This window comes from Sporanaerobacter sp. PP17-6a, assembly GCF_900095615.1.
Lineage (GTDB): Bacteria > Bacillota > Clostridia > Tissierellales > Acidilutibacteraceae > Acidilutibacter > Acidilutibacter cellobiosedens.
Genome location: NZ_FMIF01000015.1, coordinates 73,609 through 86,833, shown reverse-complemented (window position 1 = coordinate 86,833; position 13,225 = coordinate 73,609). Strand labels below are relative to the sequence as shown.

Annotated in this window: 13 protein-coding genes; 7 read left to right on the top strand and 6 right to left on the bottom strand. The window is 34.2% G+C overall.

The window, feature by feature from the left end; translation table 11 throughout:
- The first annotated feature begins 7 nt into the window (after positions 1-7).
- From PP176A_RS07550 to PP176A_RS07520, 7 genes are read left to right on the top strand one after another with little or no spacing between them, the layout of a single operon-like run.
- Positions 8-1,012, top strand: coding sequence for an ABC transporter ATP-binding protein (locus tag PP176A_RS07550; protein ID WP_071139859.1), 1,005 nt, complete (start codon positions 8-10; stop codon positions 1,010-1,012).
- Positions 1,012-1,998, top strand: coding sequence for an ABC transporter ATP-binding protein (locus PP176A_RS07545; RefSeq protein ID WP_071139858.1), 987 nt, complete (start codon positions 1,012-1,014; stop codon positions 1,996-1,998). Before PP176A_RS07550 ends, PP176A_RS07545 begins: the two co-directional genes overlap by 1 nt.
- A 16-nt stretch (positions 1,999-2,014) precedes the next feature.
- Positions 2,015-3,268 carry a M20 family metallopeptidase gene (locus PP176A_RS07540; protein WP_071139920.1) on the top strand — a complete coding sequence of 418 codons (1,254 nt, stop codon included), beginning with the start codon at positions 2,015-2,017 and terminating at the stop codon, positions 3,266-3,268.
- Between the two features lie 24 nt (positions 3,269-3,292).
- Positions 3,293-4,438 (top strand): amidohydrolase, encoded by a 1,146-nt coding sequence (locus PP176A_RS07535; RefSeq protein ID WP_071139857.1) that lies wholly within the window; start codon positions 3,293-3,295, stop codon positions 4,436-4,438.
- A gap of 14 nt (positions 4,439-4,452) precedes the next feature.
- Positions 4,453-5,646: an amidohydrolase family protein gene (locus PP176A_RS07530; RefSeq protein ID WP_071139856.1), complete on the top strand. Its 1,194-nt coding sequence runs from the start codon at positions 4,453-4,455 to the stop codon at positions 5,644-5,646.
- On the top strand, positions 5,600-6,268 hold the full coding sequence (locus PP176A_RS07525; RefSeq protein ID WP_071139855.1) for an AroM family protein: 669 nt from the start codon (positions 5,600-5,602) through the stop codon (positions 6,266-6,268). Before PP176A_RS07530 ends, PP176A_RS07525 begins: the two co-directional genes overlap by 47 nt.
- A gap of 22 nt (positions 6,269-6,290) precedes the next feature.
- Positions 6,291-7,631, top strand: coding sequence for an aminopeptidase C (locus tag PP176A_RS07520; RefSeq protein WP_071139854.1), 1,341 nt, complete (start codon positions 6,291-6,293; stop codon positions 7,629-7,631).
- A 91-nt stretch (positions 7,632-7,722) separates the two neighbouring features.
- On the opposite strand, the gene PP176A_RS07515 is transcribed toward PP176A_RS07520, so the two are convergent.
- The 6 genes from PP176A_RS07515 to PP176A_RS07490 all read right to left on the bottom strand — a co-directional run bounded on the left by PP176A_RS07515 (position 7,723) and on the right by PP176A_RS07490 (position 13,017).
- A complete protein-coding gene (locus PP176A_RS07515; RefSeq protein WP_071139853.1) occupies positions 7,723-9,372 on the bottom strand; it encodes a helix-turn-helix domain-containing protein in 1,650 nt (549 codons plus the stop codon).
- 157 nt (positions 9,373-9,529) lie between these two features.
- Positions 9,530-10,699 (bottom strand): UxaA family hydrolase, encoded by a 1,170-nt coding sequence (locus PP176A_RS07510; protein ID WP_071139852.1) that lies wholly within the window; start codon positions 10,697-10,699, stop codon positions 9,530-9,532.
- Positions 10,689-10,985 carry a UxaA family hydrolase gene (locus PP176A_RS07505; RefSeq protein WP_071139851.1) on the bottom strand — a complete coding sequence of 99 codons (297 nt, stop codon included), beginning with the start codon at positions 10,983-10,985 and terminating at the stop codon, positions 10,689-10,691. Before PP176A_RS07505 ends, PP176A_RS07510 begins: the two co-directional genes overlap by 11 nt.
- Before the next feature lie 185 nt (positions 10,986-11,170).
- Positions 11,171-11,452 (bottom strand): hypothetical protein, encoded by a 282-nt coding sequence (locus PP176A_RS07500; RefSeq protein WP_071139850.1) that lies wholly within the window; start codon positions 11,450-11,452, stop codon positions 11,171-11,173.
- Entirely contained in the window at positions 11,439-12,323 is an 885-nt protein-coding gene (locus PP176A_RS07495; protein WP_255401647.1) for a M56 family metallopeptidase, read from the bottom strand. Before PP176A_RS07495 ends, PP176A_RS07500 begins: the two co-directional genes overlap by 14 nt.
- Before the next feature lie 280 nt (positions 12,324-12,603).
- Complete coding sequence (locus tag PP176A_RS07490) at positions 12,604-13,017, bottom strand: BlaI/MecI/CopY family transcriptional regulator (RefSeq protein WP_071139848.1); 414 nt, start codon at positions 13,015-13,017, stop codon at positions 12,604-12,606.
- Positions 13,018-13,225: the final 208 nt, after the last annotated feature.

The window sequence follows — 13,225 nt, the reverse complement described above, 5'->3', positions numbered from 1 at the left end:
GAAAAAGATGAATGAAAGGTTATTAGAAGTTAATAACTTGCAAACATATTTTTATACATCCTCGGGAGTAGTAAAGGCAGTAGACGGAGTGAGCTTTTCACTTAAGAAAGGACAGACTTTGGGAATAGTCGGAGAATCCGGTTCGGGAAAAAGTGTCACTGCTTCGTCTATCGTGAGGCTTGTACCTTCGCCTCCTGGGAAAATAGCGGGTGGAGAGATAATCTTTGATGAAAAAGATATACTGAAATTGTCACGAAAAGAGCTTTTAAATGTAAGAGGAAGAGATATAGCTATGATTTTTCAAGATCCGATGACAGCTTTAAATCCGGTGTTTACCATAGGAAAACAGATAAGTGAAGCAATACTTGTTCATAGGAAAATATCGAAAGATGATGCTAAGAAGCTGACTATACAAGCTTTGGAAACTGTGGGAATATCGGATGCGGAGTCAAGATATAAAAACTATCCTTTTGAGTTTTCAGGCGGAATGAGGCAGCGTGCCATGATAGCTATGGCAATTGTATGTAACCCAAAACTTTTGATAGCTGATGAACCCACGACTGCCTTAGATGTGACTATTCAAGCCCAGGTATTGGAACTTATGAAAAATTTGCAAAAAGAATTAAATACATCTATCCTTATAATCACCCATGATTTAGGCGTAATATGGGAAATGGCCGATTATGTTATGGTTATGTATGCTGGGAAAACTGTTGAATACACGGATATGATAAATCTTTATAAAAACCCTAAACATCCATATACGTGGGGGCTCTTGGATTCTATACCAAAGAGAAACAGTGAAAAGAATGAGCCTTTAAATACTATAGAGGGCAATCCTCCGGACTTAAGGAACACAGGAGTCGGCTGTAATTTTGCCGGCAGATGTCCATATGCAAAAGATATATGCAGTAAAAAGCAGCCGCCTCTTATAGAATTGGAAACAGATCACTTTGTTGCTTGCCACTTTCAAACAAAGAAAGAAGCTCTTACAAGAAGGGGTGATATATAGTGAGCAGTCCCATACTAAAAGTAGAGAATTTAAAAAAATATTTTCCCGTAAAGAGTGGGAAATTATTTGGAGAAAAAGCATATTTAAAGGCCGTAAATGATGTAACTTTTTCAATAGAAAAGGGAAAGACTTTAGGACTGATTGGTGAATCTGGTTGTGGAAAATCGACTGTAGGAAAAGCTGTCATGGGGCTTTTCAAGGCAACGTCCGGCAGCATTAAATATCAGGATAAGGATATAAGCTCCTATAGTTCAAAGGAGATAAAGAAATTCCGCAGAAATGTTCAGATGATTTTTCAAGATCCTTATTCATCTCTGGACCCGAAAAAGAGAATCAGCTATGCTGTTCAGGAACCATTATATATACACAACATAGGAACTCCTAAGGAAAGGCTTGAGAGGGCAAAAGAACTGTTAGAAACGGTAGGCCTCAGCTACTATTATATGAATAGGTATCCTCATGAGTTTAGCGGAGGGCAAAGACAGAGAATAAATATTGCCAGGGCATTAACCTTAAACCCGGAACTGTTAGTTTGCGATGAACCTACATCAGCATTGGACGTATCTATACAAGCTCAAGTTTTAAACCTTTTTAAACAATTACAGGAGAAGTTTGAACTGACATATTTGTTTATTTCTCACAGTTTAAATGTAGTTAAATATCTGAGCGATAATATTGCGGTAATGTATCTTGGCAAAATGGTGGAATTAGGAGATTCCAACGGAATATATAAAAAACCCCTTCATCCTTATACTCAGGCACTTTTTTCCGCAATACCTACTGAAGACCCGACTGCCAAAGTTGACAGAATAATCCTGAAAGGCGAAGTACCAAGTCCGCTGAAACCGCCTTCGGGATGTCAATTCCACAACAGATGTCCTTATGCTAAGAGTATTTGTAAGGAATTGTCACCGGAATTAGCGGAAATTGAAAAAGACCATAAGGTTGCCTGCCATATATATGAAGATGGATGGACATCAATGTAAGGGAGAGGATAACAAAATGACAGATAATATTTTGAAAGATAGATTGTGGAAATATATAGATGAAAGAAACGAGGATTTGATAAAACTCTGTAGCCGGCTTATAGCAATTCCAACAGAAAATCCTCCGGGCAATATGGAAGATGTGACTTCGTTTATCTGTAACTATTTAAAGAGTAAGGGTATTTCATATGAAGTCCTAAGACCCAAGGAAAATAAGCCCAATATAGTGGCTAAATACGGAAAAGAAAAGGGAACAAGGCTTTTATTTAACGGGCATTCAGATGTAGTACCGGCCGGAGATTTGAAAAAATGGGATTTCGAACCCTTTTCCGGAGAAGTAAGAGATGGGAGGATTTTAGGAAGAGGAACTTCTGATATGAAAGGAGGCTTAGCATGTATACTGTTCGCTATGGGACTTCTTGCAGAAGAAGATGTATCCCTAAATGGGCAGCTTATATTGACTATTGTTCCTGACGAAGAGATAAGCGGAGACATGGGGACAAAATGGCTGGTAGAAGAAGGAATTGTTGACGGAGACTATTGTGTAGTAGCGGAACCGACGGGATATGACAACTGTGAAGTCGGGCAGAAAGGTGCTTTGTGGTTGAAGTTAACTGCAACGGGTGTTTCAGCTCATGGGAGTTTGTCACCTTATGTAGGAAAAAATGCTATAAGAAAGATAATGGATTTTTTAGATGAAATTCAAAAACTAACGGAAATCCACGGAGAATATGAAGGTGAAGTCAAAGAGGTTATGTCGGAATCCAAAAGGGTAGCAAAAGAATGTCTGAAGGCTCCCCAGGTAGAAAACATTTTGGATCATATAACAGTAAATATCGGAGAAATTCATGGAGGTACAAAGACCAATATGGTCGCAGACCATGCAGAAGCATACGTTGATATCAGGATACCTATAGGAATAAATTCAAAAGACATATTAGATAGGGTTGATAAGATAATAGAAGATTTGGATGGAGGAATCACATACACTTACAGTTGGAGGTCTGAGCCTAACTATGTTTTGACAACTAATCCCTTGGTTAAGTCAGTCGAAGCTAATGCAAAGGATGTATTAGGCATAGACATAACTGCGACGTATCAATGGGCTTCCAGTGATGCCAGGTATTTTAGATACAAGGGCATTCCGACAATACAATACGGACCTGCCAATACAGAGGGTATCCATTCATATAATGAAACAGTGGATATAAAGGATTTAATAAGTTCAGCTAAGGTATATACCGGTATGATATTAGACCTTCTTAAATAATTGATTTTAAAAGAGGTGTTAAAGATGCTCTTATTAAAAAACTGTAATGTTTTCGATTCTTTAGAGGGGCAGTTTTTTTTAAGCGATATTCTTATAGAAGACGGCAAGATAAAAAAGGTTAAAAAAAATATAATTGTGAACAATTTAGATACTAATGTTATTGATGTAAAGGGGAATACAGTATGTCCCGGTTTTATAGACGGGCACAGCCATATAGGCATGTGGACATTAAATGATAAAGGAAATGATGCCAACGAATGTGTAAAGCCTTTGACTCCGGCACTGAGAGCTATAGACGGATTGAATCCTCATGATGAAGCTTTTAGAGATGCTTATTCTTCCGGAATAACAACAGTTATGATATGTCCCGGAAGCGGAAATGTTATAGGAGGACAAGCTGCTATTATCAAAACATACGGCAGCAGTGTTGAAGAGATGACTGTAAAGAGCCCTGCCGCTATGAAAATTGCTTTCGGGGAAAATCCGAAAAATGTCTATTCGGCTCAAAAAAAATCTCCGAGCAGTAGAATGTCTACGGCATTTCTTATAAGAGAAATGCTGAATAGGGCAGAGAAGTATTATGAAGAAGAAAAAAATGGTTCATACCATGAATATGATGAAGAATTAGAAGCTTTTATACCTGTTTTCAGTGGAGAAATACCTTTGAAAATACATGCTCATAGATTGGATGACATAATGACGGCTATAAGAATCGCGGAAGAATTCGGGCTTGACTATACATTGGATCACTGTACGGAAGGGTATATGGCCGCAGATTATATAAAGGAGAAAAATATTCCGGTTATGTTAGGACCATTGTTTTCCTTTGCTACTAAAGTAGAAACTAAAGATGCTTGTGCGGAAGCACCGGCAATTTTTAACGATAAAGGAATTTTGATATCACTTATATCGGATCATCCCTTTATGAATTGCAAATTTTTGCCTTTATATGCAGGACTGTTGTCAAGATACGGCCTTGATATGATAGACGGATTAAAGGCCCTTACGATTAATCCTGCAAAAGCATTGAGGATAGACAATAGGGTTGGAAGTATTGAAGAGGGAAAAGATGCGGATTTGGCAGTATTTAACGGAGAACCCTTGGAAACTATGACAAAGGTAGTTTTGACAATTATTAATGGGGACATTGTATATAAAGATTTTGATTGATTGGGGGATTAAAGATGTTACTGCTTAAAAATGGGAAAATTTTCACAATGGCAGATGATAAAGTTATATATGGTGATATATTGATAGATAAAGGTAAAATTGTTAATATAAATAGCTCTATACATGAAGAAGGTGCGGAAATTGTGGACTTAAGAAATCATATTGTTGTACCGGGATTTATTGACGGTCACTGCCATGCTGGTATAACTGAAAGCGGTGTTGGGGCTGTGGGAAACGATATGAATGAAAAGAGTGATACTTTAAATCCTCAATTGCTGGCGGAAGACGGAATAAATATCAGAGATTCCGCTTTTGAAGCGGCAGTCAGGTCCGGTATTACTACGGTTTCCGTTGCTCCGGGAGAATCCAATGTTATAGGGGGCAAATCTTGTGTGATAAAAACCTATGGGAATATATTAAAGGAAAGAATAGTGAAGTCTTCTTCCGCTTTAAATATTTCAATTGGGGATTTTGTAAAAAGACTTGATGACGTTAGAACAGAAATGCCGAGATCAAGAATGGCTATAACGTATATGATAAGAAATTTCTTAATCCGGGCTAAAAAATATTATGAAGAAACTAAAGATAAAGGTGTAGATGGGAACCATCTTTGTGAAAAGTACGAAAGTGTCAAATCCATATTTACGAAGGAGGAAAAGGTAGAAATCTGTGCTCACAAAGCTCAAGATATACAGACTGCCCTGAGACTGAAAAAGGAATTTGATTTGGATTTGATACTGACTTATTGTACGGAAGGATATTTAATTGAATCCCAGATAGATAAAAATATCCCTTTAATGTTGGGACCTTATTTAACAGATAAATCGAATTTTGAGATGAAAAATAGGAATTCTAAATCTCCGGCTGTTTTTTCCGAAAGGGGTTTTAATACTTGCCTTATCACAAATCATCCGGATATTCCTTTAGATTTTTTACCAGTTTGTGCGGCTGTAGCGATTAAAGACGGAATGAGTTTTGAAAATGCTCTTAAATCAATAACTATAAACCCCGCAAATGCACTGGGCGTAGATAATAGAGTGGGAAGTATAGAGGTTGGAAAGGATGCGGATATTGCTGTATTTGACGGGGATCCATTTAAAGCTAAAACCAGAACTTTCATGACTATAGTCAATGGAAAAATTGCTTATAGGAGATGTGGATATGAAAAGAGTAGCAACTATAACTATAGGACAGTCACCCAGAATTGATTTGGTACCGGAAATATCAAAATATATGAGTGGTAATATTGAAATCGTGGAATATGGCATTTTAGATCCATATACCTATGAAGAATCAGAGAAAATGCTGAAACCCGGTAGAGGGGATAATGTTTTAGTCAGCCGGATGAGAGACGGCAGGGAGATAAGGATGAAAGAGGAGCTGGTTCCGGATCTTATTCAGAAATGTATACACAAGATTGAAGGAGAAGGTATTAACACTATATTTTTGTTATGTACAGGAAAATTTCCCGAGTTTGAACATAAAGGGCTTTTTATAGAACCCTTTTCCCTGCTGCATTCGATAGTAAAAAATGTGGTTAGCGATAGAATAGGGGTTATTGTCCCGGACAGTTCTCAAATTAAACAATCAATTAAATACTGGCGGGAAAGCGGAAATGAAGTTTCTGTAAGGGCGGTTTCTCCCTATAAAAATTTTTATGAGGAGATAGAAAAAGAAACATTAGAGCTAAAAAAAGAAAACTTACCTCTGATAGTGTTAGATTGCATGGGTTATTCTTTAGAGATGAAGGAGAAGGTTAAGGCAATAACGGGGAAACCGGTTTTGCTGCCGCGAATCGTTATGGCAAAGCTTTTAGAAGAATTAGCATAAATTAACTGAGGAGGAGATATATATGGGAAAAAAACCTATTACTGCTGATATCATCGACAAGTGTTCGGAGTATTATAGGTCCGATAAAAATAATAAGGTTTATTCGGATGCGGTTATGAGAAACGGACTTGTAGAAGTTAGTCTAAATCATGATTCTATAAAAAATATGCATTTTGACTTTTCAGATGAAATAGAAGTAGGCAGAGTTACAGCCCAGAAAAAGACTGCAAGATGTTGGATGTTTGCAGCTTTGAATACAGTAAGGTATAGTATTTCTCATAGTTTGAAGATGAAAGAAGTGGATTTTCAGCTGTCCCAAAACTATATATATTTCTGGGATAAATTTGAAAAATCCAATTTGTTTTTAGAAAATATTATAGAAACAATTGACAGAGAATTGTCTGACCATGAAGTGGCCGGATTATTAAAAGAACCTCAAAGTGACTGCGGACAATGGGATATGTTTGCCAAGCTTATAGAGAAATACGGAGTAGCTCCGTTATATGCAATGCCGGAAACACAAAGCTGCACGGATTCAAAGATTATCAACGAAATAGTTAATGAAAAGTTGAGACAAGGGGCAAAAGAACTCAGAGATATGCATAGAAGCGGGAAACCATTAAAGGAAATCGAAGATCATAAAGAATATATTCTTATGGATATGTATAATATTATATGCCATTTTCTTGGGGAACCTCCTGACAAATTTGATTTTGAATACCGGGATTTGGACGGAGTATTCCATAGGGATAAGGATATAACTCCACTGGAATTTTACCATAAATATTCTAAAGTTAAACCAATTGATTATATAAGTATTATTAACTTTCCGACAGATGACAAACCTTTTGGAAATACTTATTCATTAAAATATCTTGGAAATGTAGTTGATAATGAGCCGATTAAGTATTTAAATCTTGACATTGAGGTTCTAAGGCAGCTTACCATTGCACAAATTAAAGACGGAGAGCAAGTTGTATTTGGATGTGATGTGGGTAAGATGTCCCATAGAGGATTGGGAATACTTGATACAAATCTATATAACTATGAAACAGTTTTAAATACTAAGTTCAACATGACAAAAAAGGACAGACTTATGTATAGAGGAACAAGCTTAACTCATGTTATGACATTTACAGGGGTAAATCTTGTTGACGGGAAGCCAAACAGATGGAAGATACAAAATAGCTGGGGCGAAGCTGAAGGAAAGAAAGGTTTTTATATAATGAGCGACAGATGGTTTGATGAATATGTGTTTAAAGTTATCATAAACAAGAAACATATAAGTAACGAAATACTTAAACAATATGAAAAAGCCCCTATAATACTGAGTCCTTGGGACCAGGTCGGTCCGTTGTTTTAAAAAATAAAGATACCAGAGTCAAATTGTTCTGGTATCTTTATTTTAGGGTGGCAAGGGGACGTTTTGTATGCCATGTCATCTTTGCCATTTTTTATTTTAAATTTAAAGAGAATATATCGTGTATTTTTAAACCTAATTGAAGTACAAGCCGTGTTTCGGAACTGTCGATATCTAATCCTATGATCTTTTCAATCTTTTTAAGCCTTTGGTACAATGTATTTCTGTGGATAAATAATTTATCTGCTGCTTCAGAAAAATTGAAATTATGCTTAATAAGAACTTGAATAGTTTGGAACAATTGAGTATTATTTTCTATGTCATAGGAATATATTTTTCCTATTCCATTGTTATATAGCCTTTCAAGTATAGGGTCACTTGGATATTTATATAAGAAATGATATATTATCAAATCATCATAAGCATAAATGGTTTTCCTGTTTTTAAATATTTTGGCTCCTATTTTTAAACTAAATATTGCATCTTCATAAGCTAAATTCAGTTCCTCCAATGTATCATAAGCTCTGCTTACGCCGATAGAAAATTTGTATTCGGGTATTTGAAATTCCAAAGTGTTTAAAAGGTCATTGTATTTTTGAAGCAGTTTTTCATTTGGAATATCATGCTTCAATCTGATAAATATAATAGATGAATTATTTGTTATGGCATAATCTTCATAGAAATTAGTTTTGACAAAATTTAGAGCTTCATTAATAATATTTCCTGGTATCTTTTCAGATGTCAATGGATCAGAATGGCTTCTTTTCAGTGGTCTTATATTTATTATCCATACAAATCTTTTTAAATTGTATTCTATATTGAAAAACTTTGCTTCCTTCTCAATGGTATTCTTATCGGAATATAATCCATACAACAACCCTCTTATGAACTCATCTTTGGATTTGTTGTAAGCCAATTCTTTTTCATGATAGGTTATCAGAGATATAATCATAAAAGGTATAGCTTCATTGGAAATTTTAATATTATAATTGTCTCTATCAATTTCCTTAGATTTTTCTACAATACAAAGGTATCCTAATTTTCTGTCATAGGTTTCCAACGGATATATTGTATATGCCTCGCTATTACTATTATATACAATTGGGTTAAGGGTAGATAAGGTATTTGACTTGTTATTTTTAATCAGAGAAATTATAGTATCTGTAGCAATTTTTTTCCCCTCAATTAAGAAGCCGGTATCAGCAAAATCGACTATTTCCCCATGAGACGATAATAACAGCACAAGCCCGTTTAAATAATGTGTAAGCATATTCAGAATATTATTTGCAGAGAAATAGCTGCTGTTTTTTAAATGAATTAGATTATTTTTAAATTGCTCAACTAAGAAACAGTTTACATTTTTGATAAATTTAAAAGGCGAAATTATATCCGCATAAGTAGTATCTGCCGGTATTTTAATAATAGGGAAGTTTGCCTCATAAAGTTTAATCATCTGCTGAAAGTGTTTAATAATCTTATCATTTATATTGCTGTTATATATAAGCCCTAATAGCGCAATATTTTGTTCTTTTAGCGTATTGAAAGTACTGACAAAATTTATTTTTTCCTTGATTATAATATCAAGAGAAATAATAACAAAATCTCCTTTGTTGAATTGAATGTTTTCATGAGGAACATTTATTATTTTAATATTTTTAATACTGTTATTTAAATATTCATTTCCGGAAATAACTTCAAAATTACTGAAGTTTTGGTTAAGATGAAATATTTCCTGAACTTTCATTAAGAATTCACCCTTATCTTTAAATGTTTTTAGTAAATAGTATACTTTATTATATTAATATGTTCAAGTGCATATATAATATTAGGGATAATTCTTTTTAAAAGAACTATCCCCCTTAGACAGTATTTCAAAATAGAAATATGATTTTTAAATTAGCTTATAAAGTACACCAAATTTCTTGATTCCTGTATATGCATAAATCCGCGAACCCGTAGGATTCTGCTTTTGTGTATTTGCCGTTACATACGTCTATCAATTCTTTTAAAATCATTTCTCCGCATTCCTTAATGCTTTGTCTGCCATATACCACGTCAGAAATGTCAAGATCCATATTATCAATCATTTTTTCATATGTTTGTTTATTGCCTGTTATCTTGATTACGGGAATAATGGGATTACCGATTGGCGTACCTCTTCCCGTTGTAAATATACAGATTTGGGCCCCTCCAGATACCATGCCGGTAACGGATTCAATATCATATCCCGGTGTATCCATTATTATAAGCCCTTTTTCTTCAGGCGCTTCTCCGTATCGTACCACTTCGTTAACACTGCTCGTTCCGCCCTTGCTGATTCCGCCCAAAGCTTTTTCTTCCAGAGTACTCAATCCGCCCTTAATATTTCCCGGAGTGGGATTTGCCCCTCTAACATCGATTCCAAGTCTTATAAATTCCTTCTCCAAATCTTTAACTATCTTTAATATATCATTTTTCACTTTTTCATTTTTTGCTCTTTTCGCCAATATATGCTCTGTACCGATAAGTTCGGTAGTTTCCCCTAAAAATACGGTACCTCCTTCTTTTATTAAAATATCGCTGCAGTATCCCAGAGATGGATTGGCGGAAAGCCCGGAAGTGGCATCGGAACCGCCGCAATTAGTCGCTAAAATGATATTGGAGAGATCCGTTTCTTCCCTTTTTACCATTGACATTTCTTCAGCCATTTTTCTCGCTAATTTTACTCCCTTTTGGATAGTATTCAATGTACCGCCTTCATCCTGTATTGTCAGGACTTCTATAGGCTTGCTGCTTTTTTTCTTTATTTCCTCAAACAGATCATAAGGCTTTGTTGTTTCACAGCCTAATCCTACAAGTATGGTTCCGTATATATTTGGATTTAAAGAGAGTCCGATTAATGTCCTTCTCATAATCTCAATACCTTTTCCGATTTGACCGCAACCCTTGGGATTAACTATAGAAACAGCATCCTTTACCTGTTCTGCTATTAATCTTACCGTTTCGTTTGCACATCCCACTGTCGGCAGAATTAAAATTTTGTTTCTTATTCCATATTTTCCATCCGGTCTTTTATATGCATTAATTTTCATTTTTCGTCATCACGCTTTCTATATTATTAATATGGACATGCTGTCCGACCTTTATGTTATCAGTAGCTTTTCCTATTATTTCCCCATATTTGAAAACCAAATCTCCTTTTTGGATAGGCTTTATTGCAATTTTGTGATACAATTCTATATCCTCTAAAGCACATAATTCAGCAGCTTTTTCATTATTGTAAAATACCGATATACTGTTATTTTTTTCGATGGGAAATAGTGCCATTGCCACATTGTCTTTCTTATTCATAAGAATAGCTTTTTTAGAATCAGGCATTTAAAAAATCCTCCTTTGAAAAATATTTTTCTACAACTAATATTTATTATACCATCTATTTAAATTCTGCACAATTTTTGTATTTGATGCACAGAAGTTTATTTTTTTATAGCGAGGAAAAGAATTACTTTTATAATTGCTAAAATAAAATCCACGAATATTATATAACATTCGTGGATTTTATTTTAGCAAGGTTCCCATTCACCAATCCATTTTTCTTTTGAATAATTATATTGGCGCCTGTATACCTTTCCGTTTACTGTTTTATATCTCCACCCAATGACATCGGAAAATGGAGTTATTAAGTGGTCAGATTGTACGTTTTCCGTAATCTGAACAGCATTAACAGGTAGTGGTTTTGTTTCTGCTAAATATGGTCCCGAAGCAGAGACGTCTTTGGATAAAAGTATTGATCCAATATAAATTGAAATAACACACACAGATATTTTCCTTCTAATTTCTTTCATCCTTTTGCACCTCTTTTATATTTTTATATATGGGTAAGTCTGCAGGCAAATTTTTAACATCATTGACAGTACCAAAGAATTTATTATTGACATAAAGATCATAAGTGTTGTCTTGATTTTTAACTAAATATGAATTTTCCTTTGTAAGCTCAACTGTATCGGAAGCATCTTTCGGAGATATAGAATAAGGTTCAAATACAAAACAAAAAGATAAAACAACCAACAGTAATACCGGCATAACCATAAAAAAGACATTCTTCAATTTGAATTTTTCTTTTTGTGTGGAATTTTCCAAAACTATGTAAAATCGCTGAGAAAGAGTAGAAACGTTTTCGCTGTCAAAGTTTAGTGCCATTTTATTCACATATTTACCAGTATGATATTTTGCTATTTTTAGCAGACATTCCAGATATTCAATTCGTTTCGATTCACACATTGATTTTGTGGCAGTGAGATCCGTATGCATTTCGAGTATTTTGGATACTTGCCTCCTTAACATATATATAAAAGGATTCCACCAATATATAATACATAAAAATTCAACAATTATTTTAATCAATAAATCGTCATGGTAGTAGTGGGCTACCTCGTGACTAAAAATGTAGTACCATTCATTTTCCGAAAGTTCTATTTGAGGAATAACGATCCATGGTTTCCGTATACCCAGTACCATGGGAGTAGAGACAAGATTAGCTTGTATAATTTTAAAACTCATCGGCTTACTGTAGTTTTGAAGTACTTTCCGCAAAGCACCTTGAATCTCTGGATTTCTTACCACAGGAAATTTATTTATCACTTTTGTAAAATTTTTATAAATGATTATTGCTTTACTCAATTGGATGATTGATCCCGTTAACCAAATTAAAACCATAATATGCAGAGGACAAATATTATGACCGTTTAGTTTTAATATTGGTGTTCTAAAGGGAAAAACAATTTTTGGAAGAAGACGTTTGAAAATTAAATTATTCGAAAAGGAAAATTCAAAAGGAATCAGCAGCCTGATAACAATAACAAAGATGCAGAAAAATAATGCACCAATTCCAAGTTTTTTGATTGAATTATTATTTCGTAAAAAGAAGTACATTAAAACAATCGATATACTACTAAAAAAAAGAATAGTTAAAAAAGCAGTAAAAGAGAAGGACGTTTTAATTCCCTCCTTTCAGACGTTTTTTTCTTTCTTCAAGCATTTTTTCAAGCTCTTCTATAACAGCTTCCTCGTTTTTTTCGTGTTCCAATAAGGTAGCAACAATAGTGGGCGTGGGAATATCTTTATTTAAATTTTGAAACTGTTTGACAAATTGTTTAAGAAAAAAATCGTGTGAACTTATAGTCGGTTTATATCTGCGGGAAAGAACAGTTCCGCTGTGAACAATATCGGAAACCTCAATAAGCTTTTTTTTCAGCAGATTTCTTAAAACAGCCTGAGCCGTATTTATACTTATGGAATTATCTATTTGGGGGATATCGGAGGCCAGCAACGGTTTTTCAGCAGACCATAAAATATTCAAGATATCTAATTCTCTCTCAGTTAATTCAAAACGATTATTTTGTTTTGGCATTGAAAACTCTCCTTTTATAAAGTTAATATCAAAATCATTTTCAATTTCATTATAAACATAAAAATAAAATATGTCAATTTTTAATGCATTGTTAAATTATAAAAAACATTATATATATACTTGACAAAATATGAAATATATGATTTAATTATATTGTAAATTAAATACATTAATATTATCAAATATACTTTATATAATATAAAAGTAA